This is a genomic window from Rhizobium acaciae (assembly GCF_025941625.1).
GTDB lineage: Bacteria > Pseudomonadota > Alphaproteobacteria > Rhizobiales > Rhizobiaceae > Rhizobium > Rhizobium acaciae.
In genome coordinates this window covers 80,784-103,936 of the sequence record NZ_JAPCZO010000011.1, presented here as the reverse complement: position 1 = coordinate 103,936, position 23,153 = coordinate 80,784, and the positions used below count along the sequence as shown (strand labels likewise).

General features: G+C 62.2%; 19 protein-coding genes. 4 read left to right on the top strand and 15 right to left on the bottom strand.

Annotation, left to right across the window (positions count from 1 at the left end; genetic code table 11):
• Positions 1 to 84 precede the first annotated feature (84 nt).
• Positions 85 to 1,377 (bottom strand): DNA polymerase IV, encoded by a 1,293-nt coding sequence (locus tag OLZ32_RS18595; RefSeq protein WP_264422089.1) that lies wholly within the window; start codon positions 1,375 to 1,377, stop codon positions 85 to 87.
• A gap of 76 nt (positions 1,378 to 1,453) precedes the next feature.
• Here OLZ32_RS18595 and OLZ32_RS18590 point away from each other — a divergent pair, with 76 nt between their 5' ends.
• Positions 1,454 to 2,041, top strand: coding sequence for a GNAT family N-acetyltransferase (locus tag OLZ32_RS18590; RefSeq protein WP_003547419.1), 588 nt, complete (start codon positions 1,454 to 1,456; stop codon positions 2,039 to 2,041).
• Here OLZ32_RS18590 and OLZ32_RS18585 read toward each other — a convergent pair.
• Both OLZ32_RS18585 and OLZ32_RS18580 read right to left on the bottom strand, forming a co-directional pair.
• Positions 2,016 to 2,690 (bottom strand): hypothetical protein, encoded by a 675-nt coding sequence (locus OLZ32_RS18585; RefSeq protein WP_264421986.1) that lies wholly within the window; start codon positions 2,688 to 2,690, stop codon positions 2,016 to 2,018. The two genes, OLZ32_RS18590 and OLZ32_RS18585, sit on opposite strands and share 26 nt — an antisense overlap.
• A gap of 2 nt (positions 2,691 to 2,692) precedes the next feature.
• Entirely contained in the window at positions 2,693 to 3,001 is a 309-nt protein-coding gene (locus tag OLZ32_RS18580) for a DUF3572 domain-containing protein (RefSeq protein WP_003547422.1), read from the bottom strand.
• 132 nt (positions 3,002 to 3,133) lie between these two features.
• Here OLZ32_RS18580 and OLZ32_RS18575 point away from each other — a divergent pair, with 132 nt between their 5' ends.
• A complete protein-coding gene (locus OLZ32_RS18575) occupies positions 3,134 to 3,505 on the top strand; it encodes a response regulator (RefSeq protein WP_003547430.1) in 372 nt (123 codons plus the stop codon).
• An 18-nt stretch (positions 3,506 to 3,523) separates the two neighbouring features.
• Positions 3,524 to 4,897 carry a PleD family two-component system response regulator gene (locus OLZ32_RS18570; RefSeq protein ID WP_264421983.1) on the top strand — a complete coding sequence of 458 codons (1,374 nt, stop codon included), beginning with the start codon at positions 3,524 to 3,526 and terminating at the stop codon, positions 4,895 to 4,897.
• A 753-nt stretch (positions 4,898 to 5,650) separates the two neighbouring features.
• Here the strand turns inward: OLZ32_RS18570 and rpmG are convergent.
• The 9 genes from rpmG to OLZ32_RS18525 form a co-directional block, all read right to left on the bottom strand.
• Positions 5,651 to 5,818 carry a 50S ribosomal protein L33 gene (gene rpmG / locus OLZ32_RS18565; protein WP_003547442.1) on the bottom strand — a complete coding sequence of 56 codons (168 nt, stop codon included), beginning with the start codon at positions 5,816 to 5,818 and terminating at the stop codon, positions 5,651 to 5,653.
• A 92-nt stretch (positions 5,819 to 5,910) separates the two neighbouring features.
• The gene (locus OLZ32_RS18560; RefSeq protein WP_003547444.1) at positions 5,911 to 7,095 is read right to left on the bottom strand and encodes an MFS transporter; all 1,185 of its coding nucleotides are present in this window, start codon (positions 7,093 to 7,095) and stop codon (positions 5,911 to 5,913) included.
• A 254-nt stretch (positions 7,096 to 7,349) separates the two neighbouring features.
• Positions 7,350 to 7,802: a DUF983 domain-containing protein gene (locus OLZ32_RS18555; protein ID WP_003547451.1), complete on the bottom strand. Its 453-nt coding sequence runs from the start codon at positions 7,800 to 7,802 to the stop codon at positions 7,350 to 7,352.
• Positions 7,803 to 7,911: 109 nt separating this feature from the next.
• On the bottom strand, positions 7,912 to 10,284 hold the full coding sequence (rnr, locus tag OLZ32_RS18550) for a ribonuclease R (protein WP_264421981.1): 2,373 nt from the start codon (positions 10,282 to 10,284) through the stop codon (positions 7,912 to 7,914).
• A gap of 1 nt (position 10,285) precedes the next feature.
• Positions 10,286 to 12,940 carry a type I DNA topoisomerase gene (topA, locus tag OLZ32_RS18545; protein ID WP_017991042.1) on the bottom strand — a complete coding sequence of 885 codons (2,655 nt, stop codon included), beginning with the start codon at positions 12,938 to 12,940 and terminating at the stop codon, positions 10,286 to 10,288.
• A 249-nt stretch (positions 12,941 to 13,189) separates the two neighbouring features.
• Positions 13,190 to 14,332 carry a DNA-processing protein DprA gene (dprA, locus tag OLZ32_RS18540; RefSeq protein WP_264421978.1) on the bottom strand — a complete coding sequence of 381 codons (1,143 nt, stop codon included), beginning with the start codon at positions 14,330 to 14,332 and terminating at the stop codon, positions 13,190 to 13,192.
• The gene (gene plsY / locus OLZ32_RS18535) at positions 14,332 to 14,952 is read right to left on the bottom strand and encodes a glycerol-3-phosphate 1-O-acyltransferase PlsY (protein ID WP_017991044.1); all 621 of its coding nucleotides are present in this window, start codon (positions 14,950 to 14,952) and stop codon (positions 14,332 to 14,334) included. The genes dprA and plsY overlap by 1 nt, the downstream gene beginning before the upstream one ends.
• A 78-nt stretch (positions 14,953 to 15,030) precedes the next feature.
• Positions 15,031 to 16,320: a dihydroorotase gene (locus OLZ32_RS18530; protein ID WP_003547461.1), complete on the bottom strand. Its 1,290-nt coding sequence runs from the start codon at positions 16,318 to 16,320 to the stop codon at positions 15,031 to 15,033.
• Positions 16,317 to 17,273 carry an aspartate carbamoyltransferase catalytic subunit gene (locus OLZ32_RS18525; RefSeq protein ID WP_003547463.1) on the bottom strand — a complete coding sequence of 319 codons (957 nt, stop codon included), beginning with the start codon at positions 17,271 to 17,273 and terminating at the stop codon, positions 16,317 to 16,319. The genes OLZ32_RS18530 and OLZ32_RS18525 overlap by 4 nt, the downstream gene beginning before the upstream one ends.
• 179 nt (positions 17,274 to 17,452) lie before the next feature.
• Here OLZ32_RS18525 and OLZ32_RS18520 point away from each other — a divergent pair, with 179 nt between their 5' ends.
• Positions 17,453 to 19,111 carry an acyl-CoA dehydrogenase family protein gene (locus OLZ32_RS18520; protein WP_264421973.1) on the top strand — a complete coding sequence of 553 codons (1,659 nt, stop codon included), beginning with the start codon at positions 17,453 to 17,455 and terminating at the stop codon, positions 19,109 to 19,111.
• Between the two features lie 187 nt (positions 19,112 to 19,298).
• On the opposite strand, the gene vapC is transcribed toward OLZ32_RS18520, so the two are convergent.
• The 3 genes from vapC to OLZ32_RS18505 all read right to left on the bottom strand — a co-directional run bounded on the left by vapC (position 19,299) and on the right by OLZ32_RS18505 (position 22,918).
• The gene (vapC, locus tag OLZ32_RS18515) at positions 19,299 to 19,688 is read right to left on the bottom strand and encodes a type II toxin-antitoxin system VapC family toxin (RefSeq protein WP_003547467.1); all 390 of its coding nucleotides are present in this window, start codon (positions 19,686 to 19,688) and stop codon (positions 19,299 to 19,301) included.
• Positions 19,685 to 19,894, bottom strand: a complete 210-nt coding sequence (locus OLZ32_RS18510; protein ID WP_003547469.1) for a type II toxin-antitoxin system VapB family antitoxin — start codon at positions 19,892 to 19,894, stop codon at positions 19,685 to 19,687. Before OLZ32_RS18510 ends, vapC begins: the two co-directional genes overlap by 4 nt.
• Before the next feature lie 144 nt (positions 19,895 to 20,038).
• Complete coding sequence (locus OLZ32_RS18505; protein ID WP_264421970.1) at positions 20,039 to 22,918, bottom strand: Rne/Rng family ribonuclease; 2,880 nt, start codon at positions 22,916 to 22,918, stop codon at positions 20,039 to 20,041.
• Positions 22,919 to 23,153 lie beyond the last annotated feature (235 nt).

The following is a 23,153-nucleotide window of genomic DNA, read 5'->3' as shown; positions in this document are numbered from 1 at the left end:
ACCATACGCAATACTTGCCCGGCACATTATGGGACGAAGTTTAAGGAAGATTTTATAGGCCGGATCGTCGATAGGCCTCACGCTTTAGTGATCGCGCTTGCCGCTGCCGAAGGTGTAGCCGGTCTCGACCGTCTTCTTGCCGAACTTGTCGCGCAGCTTGTCCATCGCCGCTTCGGCTGCCGCCCGCCGGCCCGATTGCTGGTCGATCAGATCGGGCGGATCGGCGCGGGTGGTGTCGCCGAGATCGGTGACGCCGATGCCGATCAGGCGGAACTTCGTACCATCAGTCTCTTTTTCGAGAAGCTCGAGCCCGGTGCGGAAGATCCTGTCGGCAAGCTGGGTCGGGTCTTCGAGCTTGCGGTTGCGGGTGCGCGATTTGAAATCGGCGCTTTTCATCTTCAGCACCACGGTCTGGCCGGCAATGTCGTTTTTCTTCAGCCGCCAGGACACCTTTTCGGAAAGGTTGCGCAGGATCGGCACCAGATCGTCATAACGCGAGATGTCGTCGAAGAAGGTCGTCTCGGCCGATACGCTCTTGGCCGCATCGTTGAGATGCACCTCGCGGTCGTCGATGCCGCGCGACAGCCGTGCGAGCCGTTGGCCGATACTGCCGTAGCGGCGCATCAGGTCGCTTTCTTCCATCTGCTGCAACTGGCTGATGGTGCGGATGCCGTCCGCCTCCAGCGTCGCCGCAAAGGCTTTGCCGACGCCCCAGATCGTGGTGACGGGACGCGGTGCCAGGAACTCGACCGCTTCCTCGCGGCCGATGACCGAAAAACCGCGTGGCTTCTGCAGATCGGAAGCGACCTTGGCGAGGAATTTGCAATAGGAAAGCCCGACCGAAACGGTGATGCCAATCTCCCTTTCGATGCGACGGGCGAATCTGGCCAGCGTGCGCGCCGGCGGATCGTGATGCAGCCTCTCCGTGCCGCCAAGCTCCAGGAAGGCCTCGTCGATCGAAAGCGGCTGCACCAGCGGCGTCAACTCTTGCATCAATGCGCGCACCTCGCGCCCGACCCTGACATATTTTTCCATGTCGGGACGGATGACGATCGCCTGCGGGCAGGCTTCCAGCGCCTTGAACATCGGCATGGCCGAACGCACGCCGTGGATGCGGGCGATATAGCAGGCGGTGGAGACGACGCCGCGTTTGCCGCCGCCGATGATGACGGGCTTGTCGGCAAGTTCCGGATTGTCGCGTTTCTCCACCGCTGCGTAAAAGGCGTCGCAATCGATATGCGCAAGCGTCAAGGCGTAGAGTTCGCGGTGGCGCACGAGACGGGGGCTGCCGCAGGAAACGCAACGGCGCGCCTCGCCCTTCTGCTCGGCAAGGCAGTCGCGACAGAAGCCGGGTGTCTTGTCAGGCGTGGGCGTCATCATGGGAACAAAGATTGAACATTGTGAGGTTACGCCTTAAGCTTCCGAGTCACAAGATAGGGTGGAAGCTTTGCCTTTGGATAACGATCTTCGTTTCGAGCCGGTAACGCCAGAACGCTGGGATGACTTCGAAACCGTGTTCGGGCCGCAGGGTGGCTTCTATAACTGCTGGTGCGTCGCGTTGCGCCTGCCACATGCGGTGAGGACCAAGATGGCGGCCAACGAGCGCAAGGCGCATATGCGGGAGCGGATCAAGGCGGGTCCGCCGCCTGGCATCCTCTGTTATGCCGACGGCGCGCCGGTCGCCTGGGTGCAGGTCGGGCCGCGCCACGACGTGCCGCAGTTCAATTCGCCGCGCACCGTCTCGCGGCCGCAGGAGGAGGGCGATGCGCATGATCCATCCATCTGGGCCGTCAGTTGCTTCTTCCTGCTGCCCAAACTGCGCGGCAAGGGAATGAGCCACCACCTGCTCGCCGGGGCGATCGACCATGCTCGGCGCCAGGGAGCGCGGCTGCTCGAAGCCTGTCCGATCGATCATGTGAAGCAGTCGAAATCCGTGACGCTCTGCATCGGCTCGACGGCGATCTTCGATGCCGCCGGTTTCGAGACGGTAGCACGGCGCAAGGACGGCCGTCCGCTCATGCGGCTGGAACTGCGTGCGTGAAGGTGCCGGAAACAAAATGCGCCTCGATCAGCTCGGCCGCATGCGTCCAGTCGGTGGCGCGGGCGATGTCGTCAGCGGCGGCCGGTGCGAAACGATGGACGGGCGAGTTCGGCATCAGGTGAATCAGCAGGCAATCGGCGACGTGATCCCTAACGGAATGCAGATTGCGCGCCATATCATCGATGAAGACGACGGGAAGGGAGCGGCTGGCATGCAATGCGTGAACGATCGGCCCCTTGGGTTGTTCGGTGGCAAGCAGCGGAAAGACGAGGCCCATCCTATCGAGCAGGCGACGACGCTGGTTCTGGAACCGCGGCTGCATGGCTGTCAGGAAAAGTACATCGGCCTCTTCCGAAAGCCGGTCGAGCGTTTCGACGACGCGGTCGAGCGGCGTCTGCCACAGCTCTTGGGCATCGAAGAATTCCTCGATCAGCCGGCTGACCTCTTGATCCTCGATCTCCGCGCCGTCGGCTTGCGAGACGATGTTGCCGTGCAGCCGGAACGATCGCGGCAGAAACGCGTGGCCCTGGCTCTGAAGGAAAAGCTGGAAGGGACCGATGAACTGCAGCACGACGTTGTCGACGTCGCAGACGATCAACGGCCGTTCGCCGAGGCGGATATGCGAGATGTCGAATTCCCCGGAGGTCACGGTCAGTATTCTCCGGAATCGAGGCCCGGCGAAGAGAAATGCCGCCAGGCCGCCGTCACGGTCTCCGGGCTGATCCCGCTCGCCGCGCAGAAGGCCATCGCCGTCGGTTCATGGTTCATCAGGAAATCCATCATGCCGGCGAGGAATCCGGGATCGTCGACGGCGTTGCGCACTTGGCCGGGCGCTACACCCGTCAGGGCAAGAAAGCGGCCGAACATGTCGGGATCGTCGGCAAGCCAGCCGAGCACGGCGATCGCCGTCTCGTGCGGGTCGGCGGCCTGTTGTTTCGAAGTCTTGAAGTTGCTTTGCATTTCGCTGGGTAAGTTACCTTTTCTTCAACCAAATACCGGTAGCGTGCACTATCGGTTTCACGCAGCTTTTGTCCGCATGTGCCTTTCTCATGGGACGAACCGCTGCGCGAACGGACGTAGGGACAGCTTGTCATGCCCAAACAGGTGATGATTGTAGAAGATAACGAGCTCAACATGAAGCTCTTTCGCGACCTCATCGAGGCGTCCGGTTATACGACGATCCAGACCAGAAACGGTATGGAGGCGCTCGATCTGGCGCGCAAGCATCGCCCCGACCTTATCCTGATGGATATTCAGCTTCCCGAAGTCTCCGGCCTCGAAGTCACGAAATGGCTGAAGGAAGACGACGAGTTGCACGTGATTCCCGTCATCGCCGTTACGGCTTTCGCGATGAAGGGGGACGAGGAGCGGATCCGCCAGGGCGGCTGCGAGGCCTATGTTTCCAAGCCTATCTCGGTTCCGAAATTCATCGAGACGATCAAGACCTATCTGGGCGATGCCTGACGCATCGGAAAGACGCTTATGACTGCGCGAATACTGGTGGTTGACGATATTCCGGCCAACGTGAAGCTGCTCGAAGCGCGGCTGCTTGCGGAGTATTTCGACGTGATGACCGCAGCCGACGGCTACACGGCACTGGCGATCTGCGAGCGCAACCAAGTCGATCTCATCCTGCTCGACATCATGATGCCCGGCATAGATGGTTTCGAGGTCTGCGAGCGGCTGAAGGCCAGCCAGAGGACTGCCCATATTCCAGTCGTCATGGTCACCGCGCTCGACCAGCCGACCGATCGCGTACGCGGCCTGAAGGCTGGCGCTGACGATTTTCTCACCAAGCCGGTCAACGATCTGCAGCTGATCTCCCGGGTGAAGAGCCTGCTACGGCTGAAGACGTTGAGTGATGAGCTGCGCATCCGCGCCGACACCGCCCATACGATGGGCATCGACGACCTCACGCGGGCGGGCGAAGGCCGCGCCGACGAGACAGCTCAGGTCCTGCTCGTCGACGGCCGCGCCAATTCGCAGGAGCGCATCATCAAGGCGCTGAAGCCCGTCGCCGACGTCCTTGCCCTCTCCGATCCGCAGGCCGCCCTCTTCGAGGCGGCCGAAAGCGCGTTTGATCTCGTCATCGTCAACGCCAACTTCGACGATTACGATCCGCTTCGCCTCTGTTCGCAGCTGCGCTCGCTGGAGCGCACCCGTTTCCTGCCGATCCTGATCATCACAGAGCAGGGCGCTGACGAGATGGTCGTGCGCGCGCTCGATCTCGGCGTCAACGACTACATCATCCGCCCAGTCGATCCGAACGAACTGGTTGCCCGCAGCCTGACGCAGATCCGCCGCAAGCGCTACAACGACCGCCTGCGCGCCAGCGTCAAGCAGACGATCGAGCTTGCCGTGACCGATCCGCTGACCGGCCTTTATAACCGGCGCTATCTCGACAATCACCTCAACGTGCTCTTCAACCGTTCGATGGCGCGGGGCAGGCCGCTTTCGGTGCTGATCACCGATATCGACCGCTTCAAGCAAGTGAACGACACCTACGGCCATGACGGCGGCGACGAGGTGCTGCGGGAATTTTCAAATCGCGTCCGTTCGACCATCCGCGGCGCCGATCTCGCCTGCCGCTACGGTGGTGAAGAATTCGTTGTCGTGATGCCCGACACCTCGCCGGAAATTGCCGCCGCCGTCGCCGAGCGCCTTCGTGCGGCGATCGAAAACGCTCCCTTCATGCTGAAACACTCTGGGGAAGCGCTGAACGTCACGGCTTCCTTCGGCATCGCCTCGCGTATTGCGTCGGTACTGACCCCGGACCAGCTGATGAAACAGGCGGATCTGGCTCTTTACGAGGCCAAGAATACCGGCCGAAACCGTGTGGTCGCCGCGGCCGCGTGACGAATCACTTGCCGCCATACGGCGCCATTTGCGGGTTTTCCACTGCGGTAAGCCAATTGTTACCGATTTTTAATCTTCGCCTGTGCAACGCGGGGCGAAAAATTTGGAATTCAATAGCCCAAAAATGGACTCGCCGCGTTGCTCCGGATGTGTTGGCGCTAGATAGTCTTGAGAGTGTCAGGCCGTAGCTCAAAATGAAACGAAGACTATAAAAAATGCCTGCCGCCAACAGGGCCAAATAGATTGCGGCGACGTCACCTCACGTAAGGGGAGGGCAGGCGTAAGTTGTTAAGTTATATTGTCGAATTTCTTCGAAGGGTGAAGTGCTACGCTTCAAGCTCAAGCAGAGCCGATCAATCTTTGTATGTCCCAAATCTGGACTTTTAACCATAGAATCAAGATAAGAAAATTCATCATTAAGAATTTGTTGATTTTCTTTCATTTTTGCGCAAATTATCGGCTCATAAGAGAAGCGCTCCCGTTGAGGAGTTGTCGATACCCCATGATGCTCAGGTCCGCCGCATCTCCTGGGTCGTGGGGTCGGTCGGCTAGTAGGCAAGTTATAGCGGTTCCTCGTGCCGTTTTGCATGCTGGCCGACCCCCTTTCACGAAAACGCCGCCACTTCCCGAAGATGGAAGGGCGGCGTTTTGTCTGTTTGCGCTATCATTTTTTTAAAGACGATTAATCAGGGCAATAAAAAGCGCGCAACCCGAAGGCGCGCGCTTTTTTTTGAAATCCGTCAGGCCAAGTGATTACTTGATCTTGGTTTCCTTGAACTCGACATGCTTCTTCGCAACCGGGTCGTACTTCGTCTTCGTCATCTTGTCCGTCATCGTGCGGCTGTTCTTCGTGGTGACGTAGAAGAAACCGGTGTCGGCCGTCGACAGCAGCTTGATCTTGATTGTTGTAGCCTTGGCCATGGTCGTCCTGCCTTTAAGAAAATGAAAGCCGTGGAAGCCGGATGGGCTCCACGGCAAATCCTGGCGCGAAACTACGAATCCCGCCCGAAAAGTCAAGCCCGTTTTCGAATGAACATCAGTCTGACGCCGGAAAGTAGGGCGTAAAGACCGAAGAAAGCGGCAATCGCCCAGGCAAAACCGTTATTTCCAGCGACATCGATCGCTGCGCCGATCGCCTGCGGCCCGGCCACGGTTCCCATCGCATAACAGAAGACAAAGGCAGCATTGGCCGCGGCAAGATCGGAGCCCGTCAGCCGCGAGCCGAGATGGCTGAGGCCGACCGTATAGAGGCCTGAGACGCAGCCACCCCAGAAAAGCAGGAGCCCGGCCATCAGCAGCCAGTTGTCGAGCAACAGCGGCAACATCATCGAGCCGATGAAGCCCATCAGCGCCATGCCGGCCAGAAGCGGCCGCTTGTCGGCGATACGGTCGGAAAGCAGGCCGAGCGGGATCTGAAAGATGACGTTGCCGACGCCCATCATGGTGAGCAGAAGTGCGGCCTGCGATTCGGTGAAATGGGCGCGCACGGCAAAGATCGGGAAAAGCGACAGCCCGCCCGCTTCGACAGCGCCGAAGATGAAGACCGCTGCCGTCGCCGTCGGAACCAGGAATACGTAGCGCATGAAATGCAGCTCCGGTTTTTCCTCGAGCACCGGGCTTTCGTCGCGGGCGATGAAGATCGGGATGGCGGCAAGCAGTATGGCGCCGGCGCCGATCAGGAAGGGGAAGATGCCGTCGCTGCCGAGGATCGAAAAGAGCAGCGGTCCGGCCGCGAAGCCAAGGGAAAGCACCGTCGCATAGATGCCGAGCACAAAGCCGCGCTTGGAAGGCGGCGAAGCGGCGTTGATCCAGAATTCGGAGAGGATGAACAGCGTCGTCGTCGCGCCGTGGAAGGCGAAACGCAGCGGAAACCACATCCAGAAATCCTGGGCGTAATAGAAACCGAGCGCGCTCAGTGCTGAAATCAGCACGGCCCAGATCATTGTCGGCGCAACGCCGTATTTATGGGCGAGCTTGGTGGTAACAGGTGCGGCGGCCATCGCCGCGACCCCGGCCATCGCCGTGTTGAGCCCGATCAGGGTTGACGAGATGCCGCGTTTTTCGAGGATGATGCTGAGGAGGGGCAGACCGAGGCCGATTGCTATGCCAACGGCTGATATGGACGAGATGGCTGCCACCAGAGAAGGCCAATGGATTTCTTCGACATCGCCCGGTGTGCCGGTTCTCGGCTGAGACATTTATCCATCCTTAGAGAGGTGCGCGAACGAATCGGCCGATCCCGTCCGATAGATAGACACGGACGTGCCAAATCCAGGTGACGGATGCCGCTTCGCAGTATTTCCGATGTGAGTGACCATCTGCGGAATGTAAAGCCCGTTCGGGCAAGAAATGCTAACCATGTCAGGTCTTGAGGATCGTTGGCTCCCGCATTTGGGTGGTGGTCGGTGGAGGGCTGGCACTACACGTTAAATATGTCTGGAAGGTGAAGGCGCTAATTCGGCCGGCCGGGGATGTCATAATCGTCCGGACCGTCACTCTCGCCACCGAAGCCGTGCATGCGCAGCGCCCATTGCAGGCCGATGACCCCGCCCTTGATCGGCTGGATCGAGGCAAGCGCGGTGATGACGGTGATCGGCGCCCAGATGGCCAGATGGACCCAGACCGGCAGCACGAAAGTCAGGTCGGTCAGCATATAGCCGCCGACCACGACGTGGCCGAGGACGAGGATGACGATATAGGGCGGCAGGTCGTCGGCGCGTTGGTGATGCATCGCCTCGCCGCAAGCGGCGCAATGATCGACCGGCTTCAGGAAGGCGCGAAAGAGCTTGCCGTTGCCGCAGGCCGGGCAGCGGTTCATCAGCCCGCGCATGATGGAGCGCCCAAGCGGACGCTCGACCTCGGGCGTATCGCCGTAGCGGACGACCGGATCGGTCGGTGTGCTCATCGCATGTTCCTCTTCGGATCTAAACATGTCGCGCAAACTGTACTGCGGTTTCGCGATAACGACACGCGTGAAAACAAGGACCTACAGCGCGGGGAGCCAATCTGAAAGTTTAGTGCCGTCCGCGCGGCGGCCTCGTTCCCGGCTTCTTGCGAACCTGGCCCCTGTCGCGGCGCCCCGCCTTGTGGAAGGAGCGCATCGCCGCCGGCATTTCGCGGCCCTCGCTGATCATCTCGAAACGCAGTGCACCGGCAAGCGGGATCGCTTCGGCAAGTTTCACGGTGACGCTGTCGCCCAGGCGATAGCCAAGCCCGGTCTTTTCACCCGAGAGTGCCTGATGCGCCTCGTCATAGATGAAATAATCGTTGCCGAGCGTAGATATAGGAACGAAACCGTCGGCACCATAGTCCGGCAGGGCGATAAAAAGCCCCGATTTCGTCACGCCCGAAATCCGCCCGGCAAATTCCTCGCCGACGCGGCCGCTGAGGTGATGCGCGATCAGCCGGTCGACGGTTTCGCGCTCGGCTGCCATGGCCCGGCGCTCGAAGGTCGAGATTTCGGCGGCGATATCGTCGAGCGCTGCCTCTTCTTCGGGCGTGATGCCGCCTTCGCCGAAGCCGAGCGAGCCGACGAGGGCGCGATGCACGATGAGGTCGGCATAACGGCGGATCGGCGAGGTGAAGTGGGCGTATTTCATCAGGTTGAGGCCGAAATGGCCGATATTCTCCGGGCCGTAGATCGCCTGGCTCTGCGAACGCAGCACCATCTCGCTGACCATGGTCTGATGCGGCGTGCCGTCCGCCTTCGCCAGAATGCCGTTGAAGTTGTTGGCGCGCATGTTGCCGCCCTTGGCAAGCGAGATGCCGAGCGTGGCCAGGAACTCGCGCAGGATCTCCTGCTTGGCAAGGGTCGGGCCGTCATGGATGCGGTAGATCAGCGGCTGACGCTTCTTTTCGAGCGTCTCGGCGGCGCAGACGTTCGCCTGGATCATCATCTCTTCGATCAGCTTATGCGCATCGAGCCGTGGCGGCACGACGACCCGGTCGACCGTGCCGTCGGCCTTCAGCAGGATTTTGCGCTCCGGCATATCGAGTTCCAACGGCTGGCGCCGGTCGCGTCCACGCTTCATCACCTCATAGGCGTGCCAGAGCGGCTTCAGGATCGACTCGAGCATCGGTCCGGTCTGATCGTCCGGGTTCCCGTCGATGGCTGCCTGCGCCTGCTGGTAGGAGAGCTTGGCGGCACTCTTCATCATGATGCGATGGAAAGTATGGCCGATCTTGCGGCCTTCCCCGGAAAAGCTCATGCGCACGGCGAGCGCCGGGCGGTCGACGCCTTCCTTCAGCGAGCAGAGATCGTTGGAGATGCGCTCGGGCAGCATCGGCACGACACGATCGGGGAAATAGACGGAGTTGCCGCGCTTCAGCGCCTCGCGGTCGAGCGGCGAATTGGGTCGGACATACCAAGAGACGTCGGCGATCGCGACGGTGACGAGGACGCCGCCGGGATTGTCGGGCGAGGGATCGTGCTCGGCATAGACGGCGTCGTCATGGTCCTTGGCGTCGGCGGGGTCGATGGTGATCAGCGGCACGTCGCGCCAATCCTCGCGATGCGACATGCTGGCGGGCCTTGCTGCGTCCGCCTCGGCGATAACGGCCGGCGGGAAGACATGCGGGATGCCATGCGCATGGATTGCGATCATCGAGATCGCCTTTTCCGAACCGACGGAACCGACGACGGAAAGCACCTTGGCGCGCGGCAGGCCGAAACGGCCGAGACGGGCGATTTCGACTTCGACCAGGTCGCCGTCCGTGGCGCCGCCGGTGAAGTCGGGATCGATCACCATCTCCTCGCCGCGCCGTTCGATCGGCAGCAGCCGGCCGCCGCCGCCGGGTGCTGTGCGGAAAACGCCCATCGAGGCGCCGCGGCGCCTGTCGATCACTTTGATGATCCGCGCCGTATAGGCCGGCCCGCCGCGATCGACAGCCGGGAAGATCTTCGCCAGGATGCGGTCGCCGAGCCCGGCGACGGGCGCCTTGCCCTTGCCCTGGCGGCCTGCGGGCGATTGCTGGCGGATGGCGACGGCGGGTGCTACGCCCTGGTCCTCCGGCCATTCCGCCGGCCGGCCGATCAGATCGCCGTCCTTGTCGCGCGTGGTGATATCGAGAACGGTGACAGGCGGCAGTGCACCGGGCCGGATCAGCGACTTGCGGTTCTTCTGCAGCATGCCTTCCTGCTCGAGCTCCTGCAGCATGTGCTTGAGCTCGACGCGGTTGTCGCCTTTCAGGCCGAAAGCCTTGGCGAGTTCACGCTTGGACGCTTTCTGCGGATGATCGGCGATGAAGCGCAGGATCACCTCGCGCGAAGGCAGCGCGCCGTGGACGATGTTCAGCGGCTCGACGGCGGGAGCGTCCTTGCCGGTGCGGCCGGTCTTGCCCGGGCGCTTGCCCGCAGGGTTCGTTCTCTCGCGCGGTATTCTGCTCACGTCAGCCCTTTTTCGATTTCGCGGCCGCTTTCGCCTTCGTTGCCTTCGGTTTGGCGGCCGTCTTGGTGCTCTTGGCTTCGGCGGCTGCGGCCTTCGGCTTGGCTTTCGCCTTGGCAGCCTTGCCCGCAGGGGCCTTGCCGGCCTTCTCCGCGATCAGCGCAAGCGCCTCCTCGACGGTGATCGCCTGGGGATCCTTGCCCTTCGGCAGTGTGGCGTTGACCTTGCCCCAGTTGACATAAGGGCCGTACTTGCCGTCGCGAACGGTGATGGCGCCGCCATCAGGATGATCGCCGAGCGTCTTCAGCGCTGCCGGCGTGCCGCGCGCACCCCGGCCCGGGGCCTGTTTCGCCTTTTCGGCGATAACAGTCACGGCGCGGTTGAGGCCGACCGAGAACACGTCCTCGACGGTTTCCAGATTGGCGTAGGAACCGTCATGCAGGAGGAACGGCCCATAGCGGCCGATGCCGGACGAGATCATCTTGCCCGATTCGGGATGTTTGCCGATATCGCGCGGCAGCGAGATCAGCGCCATCGCCTTTTCATAATCGATGTCCTCGGGCTTCCAGCCCTTCGGCAGCGAAGCGCGTTTGGCTTCCTTGCCGTCGCCGCGCTGGATATAGGGGCCGAAGCGGCCGGAACGCAGCGTCAGCTCCTCGCCGGTCGTCGGATCGGTGCCGAGGTTCTTCGGCTCGTTGAGCGCAGCACCGTCTGCATCTCCGCCGTTTTCGGAGGAGAGCTGGCGTGTGTAGTTGCAGTCCGGATAATTGGAGCAGCCGACGAAGGCGCCGTATTTGCCGAGCTTCAGCGACAGGTTGCCGGTGCCGCAGACCTGACAGATGCGCGGGTCGCTGCCGTCCTCCCGTTTCGGGAAGACGAGGGGTGCCAGCGCCTCGTTCAGCGAATCGAGCACGTTGGTGACGCGCAGTTCCTTGGTGTCCTCGATCTGGGCGAAAAAATCCTTCCAGAAATCGCGCAGCACCTGCTTCCAGTTCAGCTCGCCGGCGGAAATCCGGTCGAGCTTCTCTTCGAGATCGGCGGTGAAGTCGTATTCGACATATTTGGTGAAGAAGCTCTCGAGGAAAGCGGTCACCAGCCGGCCCTTGGCCTGCGGGATCAGCTTGCGCTTGTCGATCGTCACATAGTCGCGGTCGCGCAGCGTCGCGAGCGTCGCGGCATAGGTGGAGGGGCGGCCGATGCCGAGCTCTTCCATCTTCTTGATCAGCGAGGCTTCCGAATAGCGTGGCGGCGGTTCGGTGAAATGCTGCGTCGAATTGATCTTCTGCTTGGCGAGCGCCTCGCGCGCATTGATCTCCGGCAGGCGGCCATCCTCGTCGCCGTCGTCGCTCTGCTCGCCATCTTCCTTCTGGTCGGTATAGGCGGCGATGAAACCATCGAAGCGGATCACGGAGCCGACGGCGCGAAGCCCGGCTTTCTCGCCCTTGTTGTCGGCGGTGATTTCAGCCGTCGTGCGCTCGATCTCGGCCGACGCCATCTGGCTGGCAATGCCGCGCTTCCAGATCAGCTCGTAGAGCCGGATCTGGTCGGCATCGAGGAATTTGCGCACACGGTCGGGCGAGCGGTCGAAATCGGTCGGACGGATCGCCTCGTGCGCCTCCTGGGCGTTCTTCGCCTTGGTCGAGTAGAAACGCGGCTTTTCCGGCATGTAGCGCTCGCCGAACTGGTCGACGATAGCGCTGCGCGCCGCGTCGATCGCCTCGGGCGCCATCTGCACGCCGTCGGTTCGCATATAGGTGATGAGACCAACGGTCTCGCCGCCGATATCGACGCCCTCATAGAGCTTCTGGGCAACCTGCATGGTGCGCGAGGCCGAGAAGCCGAGGTTGGAGGAGGCGGCCTGTTGCAGCGTCGAGGTCGTAAACGGCGGTCCGGGATTACGCTTGACCGGCTTCGCCTCGACCGAGTCGACGACGTAGCTCGCACCTTCGAGCAATGCCTTCAGCCGGCCGGCATCTTCGCCGTTGCCGATTGCGCGCGGCTGCAAACGCTTGCCGCTCGCCGAAACCAATTTCGCCTCGAACTCGTCGCCGCGCGGCGTCTTCAGCAGCGCCGAGATGTTCCAGTATTCTTCCGAGATGAAGCGCTCGATCTCGGATTCGCGGTCGCATACCAGGCGAAGCGCCACCGACTGGACGCGGCCGGCCGAACGTGCGCCGGGCAGCTTGCGCCACAGCACCGGCGAAAGATTGAAGCCGACGAGATAATCGAGCGCGCGCCGCGCGAGATAGGCATCGACCAGCGGCACGTCGATGTCGCGCGGATCGGCCATCGCGTCGAGCACCGCCTTCTTGGTGATAGCATTGAAGACGACGCGCTTGACCGGCTTTCCGTTCAGCACGCGCTTCTTGTTCAGCATGTCGAGGACGTGCCAGGAAATCGCTTCGCCTTCGCGATCCGGGTCGGTCGCGAGAAACAGGCCATCGGCGGACTTCACCGCGTCGGCAATGTCCTTCATCCGCTTGGCGGAGGCGCTATCGACCTCCCAAAGCATTTCGAAATCCTGATCAGGAAGAACTGAGCCGTCCTTGGCAGGCAGATCGCGCACATGGCCGAAGGAGGCGAGCACTTTGTATCCCGGACCCAGATACTTATTGATCGTCTTGGCCTTGGCAGGCGATTCCACCACTACAACATTCATGATGATTCTCTAAAAAGGAAACGACGCCAGCGTTGAAGCCAGCGCGACACACACCGCAACATGGATATCGGCCCTCCGACATGGACAGGGAAATCGCCGCGGTCAAGGGGTTTGCTACAATTTTACCTCTTGTGTCTGCTGCAAGCACAAGGGGAATATCGATTAAATGCAATTACAGATAAGTTATCCAGGGTTTTCGACGCAGCGTTCGGCAATTCGCAAAGCCGCCGCCTGATCCCGTACGGAGGTTCAATCGGAAAGCGAGACGAGGCCGCCCTGATGCCGGTGCAGCCTGCCTGATATATCGAGTTCCAGAAGGATCAGATAGACCGCGGATGCCGGCAGGCCGGTATGGCGGATGACGTCGTCGATCTCGACAGGCGTCGGCCCGAGTGCATCGATGATGCGGTTTCGATCGGAATCGCCTGGTGGCACCGACATTGCCTTGCCGTCAGGCGCCGGCTGCTCCGCCATCGATGACGGGAACAGCTCGAATTGCGCAAGCGGCGCCAGGGCCTCGATGACATCGTCGGGTGCGGTGACGATCGAAGCGCCGTCCTTCAGCAGGCCGTTGGTGCCATGGCAGCGCGGATCGAGCGGCGAGCCGGGCACGGCAAACACCAGGCGGCCGAACTCGCCGGCAAGCCGCGCCGTGATCAGCGAGCCCGAACGCGTCGCCGCTTCGATGACGACGAGGCCGAGCCCGATGCCGGCGATCAGCCGGTTTCGGCGTGGGAAGTCGCGGGCGCGGGGTTCCCAGCCGAAGGGCATCTCGCTCACCGCCAGGCCATTGCCACCGGTTATCTCTTCGAGCAGGCCGATATTCTCCGGCGGGTAGGGCTGGTCGAGGCCGCCGGCGAGTGCTGCGATCGTGCCCGTGTCGAGGCTTGCCCGGTGGGCGGCGGTGTCGATGCCGCGTGCCAGGCCGGAGACCACGGTGTAACCCGCCCGGCCGCAGTCGCGCGCTACCATCGCTGCGAATTTCGCGCCTGCGATCGAGGCATTGCGCGAGCCGACGATGCCGACGGCCGGTCGTTTGGCAGCGGCAAGCGCGCCCTTGACGGCCAGAAGCGGCGGCGCGCCGTCGATCTGCTTCAGTGCTTGCGGATAGTCCGGCTCACCGATGCCGACGAAGCGGGCGCCGAAGCGACGCGCCGCCTCCAGCTCCCGATGCGCCTCGGCCTCGCTGGCGATGCGGATTGCCCGTGTCGCGCCGCCACGCGCCGAAAGCTCCGGCAGTGCGGCAAGTGCTGCCTCGGCCGAACCGAAATGATTGATGAGGTCACGAAAGGTGGCAGGGCCGACATTGTCGGAACGGATGAGACGCAGCCAGGCAATTCTTTGCCGCTCGGTCAGCACGACGCCTTTCGGTTCGGCGCTCAGCGCATCCATTATCCCTTCGCCCCGATCTTGTTTTCCGTCCCGCCCATCAGCCGCGAAATATTTGCCTTGTGCTTCCAGTAGGAGATGAGGGTCATGATTGCCATCACTGCCGCAACCTTTTCGTTGCCCAATATCCACAGCGCAACCGGAATGACAAGCATGGCAACCAGCGCCGACAGCGAGGAGTAGCGGGTGGTGAAGGCGACCGCCAGCCAGACGGCGGCGAAGAGCACGACCATGATCGGCGCGACGCCGAGCAGGGTGCCGATATAGGTGGCGACACCCTTGCCGCCCTTGAAGCCGATCCAGACCGGGAAAAGATGGCCGATAAAGGCGAAGAAGCCGGCGATGATCGCGGCTTCCTCACCGAGGAAATAGCCGACGACCCAGGCCGCGGCCGACGCCTTCAACGCATCGAGCAGCAGCGTCGCCGCGGCGAGCGTCCGGTTTCCTGTCCTCAGCACGTTGGTCGCGCCGATATTGCCGGAGCCGATGCTGCGTACGTCGCCGAGGCCGGCGGCGCGCGTGAGGATCAGGCCGAACGGGATCGAGCCGAAGAGATAACCGATAATGGCGGCGGCAAGCGCGATCGGCAGCGTGATCTGCCATGACATGAGATTGGATAACATATGCCCCCTCAGCCTCTCCGTGGCCTATCCTCGAGTCAGCCTTCTCCCGCTGGGGGATGGACGGCGATCGTGTCGGTTCTAAATTGCGTGGACAAGCTTTCCCGAGACGTATGTCGCGACCGCCCGCCCACTGAAGCGCGCATCCTCGAACGGCGTATTCTTCGAGCGGGAGAGAAGCATGTCTTTGGCGACAAGCCAAGGCTCATCGAGATCGATCAGCGCGATATCGGCCGCAGCGCCCGGCTTCAGCGTTCCGGCATTCAGGCCGAAAATCTGAGCGGGGCGGGTCGACATGGCGTCGATCAGGCGCATCAGGCTCACCTGGCCGCCATGGTGAAGCCTGAGCGCTGCCGCCAGCATGGTTTCGAGGCCGATCGCGCCGTCCTCCGCCTCGCCGAAGGGCAGGCGCTTCGTATCGACGTCCTGTGGGTCGTGCGAGGAGACGATGATATCGATCGCGCCGCTCGCAACGGCGTCGGCCATCGCTACGCGGTCATCTTCCGGGCGCAGCGGCGGATAGAGCTTGAAGAAGGTGCGGTATTCGCCGATGTCGTTTTCGTTGAGCGCCAGATTGTTGATCGAGATGCCGCAAGTCACCTTGGCGCCGCGGCTGCGGGCACGCTCGATCGCCTCGACCGATTCCGGCACTGAGATCATCGCGGCGTGATAACGGCCGCGCGTCAGCTGTGCGATCCTCAGATCGCGTTCGAGCGGGATGAGCTCGGCTTCTTTTGGAATGCCGGAAAGCCCGAGCCAGCTGGCAAAAAGCCCCTCATGCATGACGCCGTTGGCGCCGAGATATTTGTCGCGCGTCTCGCAGGAGATGACGGCGCCGAATTCGCGCGCATAGGTCATGATCCTGCGCAGCACCTGTGTGTCGTGGACGCTGGAATGGGCATCGGTGAAGGCAACGGCGCCCGCCTGCATCAACAGGCCGATCTCCGTCATCTCCTCGCCGGCAAGGCCCTTGGTGATCGCTGCTGCCGGATAGACGTTGACGGCGGCCGTATCCCGCGCCGTCTTCTTGACGAATTCGACGAGCGCGATGTCGTCGATGATGGGATCGGTGTCCGGCATCATGATGATCGAGGTGACGCCGCCGGCGGCTGCCGCCCGGCTCGCCGAAGCGATCGTCTCGCGGTGTTCGCCGCCGGGTTCGCCGACATGGACGCGCGCATCGACGAGGCCGGGCGTCGCGACAAGGCCCGTGCAGTCGCGGATGACGGCTCCACCAGGTGCGCCCTGGTTCTGCGCCTTGTGGCCGGCCGCGAGAATCACGCCGTTTTCGGCAATGATCGTCCCGACCTCGTCAAGATTGCGCGACGGGTCGATGATGCGGACGTTCTTGAGGACGATCGGGTTGCTCATGCAATCATTCCATCGCTTCGGGGACCCTGGTTCTGCGAGACGAGCAGCGTCTCCATGACGGCCATGCGCACCGCGACCCCCATTTCCACCTGTTCGGCGATGACGCTCTGCGGTCCGTCCGCCACTTCCGAAGCGATCTCGACGCCGCGGTTCATCGGGCCGGGATGCATGACCAGCGCATCGTCCTTGGCCGCCTTCAGCGTTTCGGCGTCGAGCCCGTAGAAGTGATAATATTCGCGCACCGAAGGCACGAAAGCGCCGGACATGCGCTCGCGCTGCAGCCGCAGCATCATCACCACGTCGGCGTCCTTCAGCCCTTCCTTCATCGAATGGAAGACCTCGACGCCCATCTCGGCGATGCCGGCAGGCAGGAGGGTCGCGGGCGCAACGACACGCACGCGGGCGCCCATCGCATTGAGCAGCAGGATATTGGAGCGCGCCACCCGCGAATGCAGCACGTCGCCGCAGATCGCCACGATGATGCGCGACAGCTTGCCCTTGGCGCGGCGGATCGTCAGCGCGTCGAGCAGGGCCTGGGTCGGATGTTCGTGCTGCCCGTCGCCGGCATTGACGACAGAGCAGGAGACCTTCTGGGCGAGAAGGGCGGCCGCACCGGCGCTCGAATGGCGGATCACCAGCACGTCGGGGCGCATCGCATTCAGCGTCATCGCCGTATCGATCAGCGTTTCGCCTTTCTTGACCGAGGAATTGCCGACCGACATGTTCATGACGTCGGCGCCGAGCCGCTTGCCGGCAAGCTCGAAGGAGGCCTGCGTGCGGGTCGATGCCTCGAAGAAGAGGTTGATCTGCGTCAGCCCGCGCAGCGTCGACGTCTTCTTTTCTCTCTGGCGGCTGATCTTGACGGCCTCGTCCGCCTTGTCGAGAAGATAGGAGATATCCTGCTCGGTGAGGCCTTTGATGCCGATGAGGTGGCGGTGGGGGAAAAAGACCATGACCCTGCCTCTTGCTGTCTCTGCCGGGTCTATAAAGAGTGCTGCCCGCCGGGGCAAGCATGTGCTGTGGGCAAAGGCTTATGTCCCCATGCATTTTCGCCCGAATTCCGATAGAGCAGAATGAACCGAATCATAACTTCCGGTTTCCCTTTGCCGGGTTCTTACACTAGAAGCGAATTATGACCTCCGCCAACCGGACTGACGACAAACTCGCAGAACTCAACCAGCCGAGCCTGTGGTCCGGCATCAACGCCTATCGGTCCGATCCGCTGATCGTCGACCTGACGGCGGCCCTGCCGCGCGGCATCCGCGAAGACCTGGAAAACATGGGCCGCTACGTCACCTCGCCGGAGGCGCAGGAGATGGCGCGCATGGCGAACCAAGGCGCCCCGCAGCTGCGCACCCACGGTCCGCGCGGTGAACGCGTCGACGTTGTCGAATTCCATCCCGCCTGGCATGCATTGATGCGCCGCTCCATGTCGGTCGGCCTGCATTCCTCCGTCTGGGATCCCCAGGCCGATACCGACGCCAAGGACGAGGCCCACAAGGTTCGCGCCGCGCGGTTTTATCTGACGTCGCAGCTGGAATCCGGCCATCTCTGCCCGCTGACGATGACGAGCGCCTCCGTTGCGGCGCTCTCGGCTTCGCCCGCGGTCCAGAAGGACTGGGCGCCAAAAATTCTCTCGCGCAAATATGATTCGTCGAACAAGCCCGCCATGCAGAAATCCGCCGTGACCATCGGCATGGGCATGACGGAAAAGCAGGGCGGCACGGATGTGCGCGCCAACAGGAGCGCTGCCGAAATGGTCAGCGAGGGCATCTATCGGCTGTCCGGGCACAAGTGGTTCATGTCGGCGCCGATGAGCGATGCCTTCATCATGTTGGCGCAGACGAAGGAGGGCATGGGCTGCTTTCTGGTGCCGCGCCTTCTGGAGGATGGTTCCGCCAACGGCCTGCAATTCCAGCGGCTGAAGGACAAGGTCGGCAACCGCTCCAACGCCTCTTCCGAGGTCGAATTTACAGACACGTTCGGTTTTCTGCTCGGTGGTCCGGATGCCGGCATCCGCACCATCCTCGACATGGTGACGCTGACCCGGCTCGACTGCGCGCTGGCCTCGTCAGGCATGATGCGCGCCTCGCTCGCTGAAGCCGTGCACCACACCCGCGGCCGCAGCGTCTTCGGCAAGATGCTCGTCAACCAGCCAATCATGACGCGCGTGCTCGCCGACATGGCGCTCGATGTCGCCGCCGCGACGGCACTGTCCTTCCGTCTTGCCGACGCCTTCGACAAGGCGCGCGGCAATGCCGAGGAAGCGGCCTATGCCCGCGTCATGACACCGGTCGCCAAATACTGGTGCTGCAAGATCGCGCCCGCGCTGATCTACGAGGCGATGGAATGCATCGGCGGCAACGGCTACATCGAAGAGCGGCCGATCGCCCGCCATTACCGCGAGGCTCCCGTCAACGCCATCTGGGAAGGCTCTGGCAACGTCATGGCGCTCGACGTGCTGCGCGTGCTCAACCGCGGCAAGGATCTGTTCGAAACGGTCTTCACCGGCCTTGCTCGCGATCTTGGCCCTGCCGGCAAGAAGACCATCGACGTGCTGCGCGCCGCAATCGCGCTGTGCGAACAGGATGAGGGCGCCGCGCGCCTGCTCGTCGAGCAACTGGCGCTCGCCGCCGGTGCCGCCGAACTCTATCGCCTTGGGGCAGGGCGCATTGCCGATGCCTTCATCGAGACGCGTCTTGCCGGCGGCTGGCGCTCCACCTACGGCATGCTCGATTCCCGCTTCGACGCCAGCTACATCGTCGACCTGCTCTATCCGCCGGCCGCCTGATCGCAAGCGGGGGATGATGATCGCGCTTCGCTGCGTTGAACCAAGCGATATAGAGTGCTTTGCGCCGTCTCGTTACCCTCGATGGCGGTCGTTGATACCGCTCATCTGTCGGGATGGTAGGATGGCGAGAGCACCTATTCCGCACTTTCCATGGGAGCAACCATTTGTCCGATCGGGCTCTCTGAAGTCAGGCGATCTTGAGGCCGAGATGCTCGGTCATCGGATCGAAGTCGCGATCATCGTGCAAGAGCGCATAGCCTTCCTCAATGCAGAAGGTGCCGATGATCACATCGATGGTCTTGCGCACCGTGATGCCGCGTTCTCGCAGCAGGCGATAGTTACGAGCCGCCTTGACGGCGAGGCTGTCGCCAAGCATCGGGCAGACTGTGAATTGGCGTAGGCTTTCTTCGATCACCGATGCATGGCGTTCATTGCGTGCGCCCTGAAGCACTTCCAAAAGGATCAGGTCCCCGACAACAATATCCAGCGGATCCTCGATGGTCTGCAGCCGCCATCTGGCGGCGCTTTCTATCCCACGCAGATGCGCAATCCAGACCGAACTGTCGACGACGATCACCGTTTATCGTCGGGCCGGTCGCGACGTATCACGTCGAGGTCGCCTTCCCAACCTATTCCCGCAAGGTTTGCGATGGCATTGCCACGGCGGTGCCTCTCGACAAGATTTTGCAAAGCTTGTTCGACAGTGGCCTTTTTTGTCGCCAGTCCGGTGGCGGTCATTGCCGCGTCGAGCAAGGCATCATCGATATCTATATTCGTCCGCACGATCGCGCCTCATGTGTATGAATATCAAAAAATATACACATCTGCGCCACGTTATTCAAGCTCGGCCACGAGCCCTCGTCATAAACGAAAATCCGGCCGCGTCGCCGCGGCCGGATTTCAGTGTTTACGTCCGAAAATCAGCGTTCAGAAGAAGCCACGGCGCTGCCACCAACCGGCTTTCTTCGGCTTACCGTCATCGCCTTCACCATTCTCGACACGGGTGGATTTCACCGTCGGCTCGGAGGAGGAGATGTTGGATTCGCGGTTGGCGCGAACCGGCTTTGCCTCTTCCTGAACTGATGTTTCGAGATCGGCGGAGGCTTCCACCAATTCCGGTTCGGCCTCGACCACAGGTACCGTCTCGGCAACCGGTTCCTCGACCGGCGCTGCGGCCGGTTTGCGGCGGCCGCGGGCACGGGCAGGCTTCACCTCTTCGGTTATGACAGGCGCGCTCTCGACGGCTGCCATCGCCGCCTGGCTTTCGTCGGCCTGTTCGGCAATCGCCTCGACCGCTACGGCTCCGCTCGGAGCGCCGTCGTTCGAAACGTCGTCGCCTTCGTCCTCGTCGCCGCCATTGTCTTCACCGGCTTCGCCAGCCGTCAGTTCGGAACCATCCTCGGCGCGATTGCGACGGCCGCCACGTTTGCCGCGACGGCGGCGCTTGCGGCGCTGCGATTCCTCGCTTTCGGCGCGTGTCTCGGGCGTGACCTCGGTGTTTTCATCACTTTCGCCGCCCTCGTCGTCGCCGTCCTCATCCTCGTCGCCGGCTTCGCCAGCCGATACCGGCTGCTCGGCATTGCCGTTGCGGCCGCGGCGGCGCCTGCGGCGCTTGCGCTTGCGGTTGCCGTCAGCTTCGCCTTCCGCGCGTGCCGCGCGTGCAGCGACGGGCCGCTCGGAAACGGCCGGCTTTTCCTCGAGTTCCTCGTCTTCCTCCTCATCCACTTCGATGACGATGTCGTCGTCGTCATCCTCGGGAATGGCTGCGAAGTTGAAGAGGGTTTCGATCTTGACCGGGTTTTCCACCGGCTCGCCGCGATCGATCGCGAAATGTTGCGCGCCGACCGAGCCGTCCGCATCGATGATGATCGCGACGCCGAAGCGGCTCTCATAATCGACGATCGTCTGGCGCTTGTGATTGAGCAGGTAGAGCGCGATGTCAGGCGTGGTGCGCACGGTGATGTTGTGCGTGGTGTTCTTGAGCAGATATTCCTCGATGCCGCGCAGCACATGCAGCGCGACGGAGGACTGCGAACGCACATGGCCGCTGCCGCCGCAATGCGAGCAGACCTGCGTGGTCGATTCGAGAACCGAAGCGCGGATGCGCTGGCGCGACATTTCGAGCAGGCCGAAATGCGAGATCCGACCGACCTGGATGCGGGCGCGGTCGTTCTTCAGGCATTCCTTCAGCTTCTTCTCGACGGCGCGGTTGTTGCGCTTCTCTTCCATGTCGATGAAGTCGATGACGATCAGGCCGGCAAGGTCGCGAAGGCGAAGCTGGCGGGCGACTTCGTCTGCAGCCTCCAGATTCGTCTGGAGCGCGGTGTCCTCGATCGAATGTTCGCGGGTCGAGCGGCCGGAGTTTACGTCGATCGAGACCAGCGCTTCGGTCTGGTTCATGATCAAGTAGCCGCCAGATTTCAGCGTGACCTGCGGCTGCAGCATGCGGTCGAGCTGAGCCTCGATACCGGAACGCGAAAAGATCGGATGGATGTCGCGGTAGGGTTGAACCACCTTGGCATGGCTCGGCATCAGCATCTTCATGAAGTCTTTCGCTTCACGATAGCCTTCTTCGCCGGAAACGATGACTTCGCTGATATCCTTGTTGTAGAGGTCGCGGATCGAACGCTTGATCAGCGAGCCTTCCTCATAGACGAGGCAGGGAGCGGTAGACGCCAGCGTCAGCGTGCGCACATTCTCCCAGAGGCGCATCAGATATTCGAAGTCGCGCTTGACCTCGACCTTGGTGCGGTTGGCACCGGCGGTGCGAAGGATGACGCCCATGCCCTGCGGCACCTCAAGCAGGCGCGCAATTTCCTTCAGGCGCTTCCGGTCGGCAGGATTGGTGATCTTGCGGGAAATGCCGCCGCCGCGCGCCGTGTTCGGCATCAGCACCGAATAGCGGCCGGCGAGCGAGAGATAGGTGGTAAGGGCTGCACCCTTGTTGCCGCGCTCTTCCTTGGCGACCTGCACGAGCAGGATCTGGCGGCGCTTGATGACTTCCTGGATGCGGTACTGCTTGCGCGGCTTGCGCTGCACGCGGTCCGGCACTTCTTCCATCGCGTCTTCGGCGCCGACGGATTCGATGACTTCCTCTTCACCGTGATCGTCATCGTCGTCGTCGTCATCGTGGCGACGCTTGCTGGTATCGACGTCTTCGGAGATCGAGTCGGTTTCCACAATCGCGGCCATCGCGCCGCCGGTCGAACCGTCATCCTCATTGTCCACGCTCGAAGCGCCTTCGGCTTCGACGTCTGTGGGAACTGCGTCCTCGGTCGCGGTCGTCTCGGCAACCGGTTCTACGACCTTCTTGCGGCTGCGGCGCGGCCTTGCCTTCTTGGCCGGTGCTTCCTCGGTGACCTCGGGTGATGCCGCGGCCTCTACCGCTGCGGTCTCTTCCGTGACGGCAGCCGTTTCCGGCGCCTCTGCCGGAGCGATGCCGACATCCGGTTGATCCTGCTTGGAAAGATCGACCATCGGCGCGGTTTCGACATGCTCGACATCTTCGTCGCGGCGATGCTCCTCGGCTTCGGCCCGAAGCAGTGCCTGACGGTCGGCAAGCGGTATCTGATAATAGTCGGGATGGATTTCGGCGAAGGCCAGGAAGCCGTGCCGGTTGCCGCCGTAATCGACGAAGGCTGCCTGCAGCGAGGGCTCAACCCTCGTTACCTTTGCAAGATAGATGTTGCCGCGGATCTGCTTCTTGTGCTGGGACTCGAAGTCAAATTCTTCTATGCGGTTCCCGCGAACGACAACGACGCGCGTCTCTTCCTCGTGAGACGCATCGATAAGCATTTTGTCTGCCATGTAAGCTGTGCTCCTCGGCGTGGCCGCGAGAGCGCATTCCCGACTGCTGTTGAAACAGAAAGAATGCGGTCCACTGTGGCCGCGCCGGATAATGAAAGTCGCGCCTGATGCGAGGGGGAGGGCAGCAGCCAGACCGCAGCCGGAACCATTTCGGTCCGGGGCCTGTACACTTCAGATAAAACCTGCTGCGAAACCATCAACAACCAAGCGTGATCGACAAATACGAAGACCCGTT

Bases quoted from the DNA above. Each gene is read 5' to 3' on its own strand.
- OLZ32_RS18595 (WP_264422089.1), bottom strand. From the start codon at position 1,377: ATGACGCCCACGCCTGACAAGACACCCGGCTTCTGTCGCGACTGCCTT.
- OLZ32_RS18580 (WP_003547422.1), bottom strand. From the start codon at position 3,001: ATGCAAAGCAACTTCAAGACTTCGAAACAACAGGCCGCCGACCCGCAC.
- OLZ32_RS18575 (WP_003547430.1), top strand. From the start codon at position 3,134: ATGCCCAAACAGGTGATGATTGTAGAAGATAACGAGCTCAACATGAAG.
- OLZ32_RS18570 (WP_264421983.1), top strand. From the start codon at position 3,524: ATGACTGCGCGAATACTGGTGGTTGACGATATTCCGGCCAACGTGAAG.
- rpmG (WP_003547442.1), bottom strand. From the start codon at position 5,818: ATGGCCAAGGCTACAACAATCAAGATCAAGCTGCTGTCGACGGCCGAC.
- OLZ32_RS18560 (WP_003547444.1), bottom strand. From the start codon at position 7,095: ATGTCTCAGCCGAGAACCGGCACACCGGGCGATGTCGAAGAAATCCAT.
- OLZ32_RS18555 (WP_003547451.1), bottom strand. From the start codon at position 7,802: ATGAGCACACCGACCGATCCGGTCGTCCGCTACGGCGATACGCCCGAG.
- topA (WP_017991042.1), bottom strand. From the start codon at position 12,940: ATGAATGTTGTAGTGGTGGAATCGCCTGCCAAGGCCAAGACGATCAAT.
- dprA (WP_264421978.1), bottom strand. From the start codon at position 14,332: ATGGATGCGCTGAGCGCCGAACCGAAAGGCGTCGTGCTGACCGAGCGG.
- plsY (WP_017991044.1), bottom strand. From the start codon at position 14,952: ATGTTATCCAATCTCATGTCATGGCAGATCACGCTGCCGATCGCGCTT.
- OLZ32_RS18530 (WP_003547461.1), bottom strand. From the start codon at position 16,320: ATGAGCAACCCGATCGTCCTCAAGAACGTCCGCATCATCGACCCGTCG.
- OLZ32_RS18525 (WP_003547463.1), bottom strand. From the start codon at position 17,273: ATGGTCTTTTTCCCCCACCGCCACCTCATCGGCATCAAAGGCCTCACC.
- OLZ32_RS18520 (WP_264421973.1), top strand. From the start codon at position 17,453: ATGACCTCCGCCAACCGGACTGACGACAAACTCGCAGAACTCAACCAG.
- OLZ32_RS18505 (WP_264421970.1), bottom strand. From the start codon at position 22,918: ATGGCAGACAAAATGCTTATCGATGCGTCTCACGAGGAAGAGACGCGC.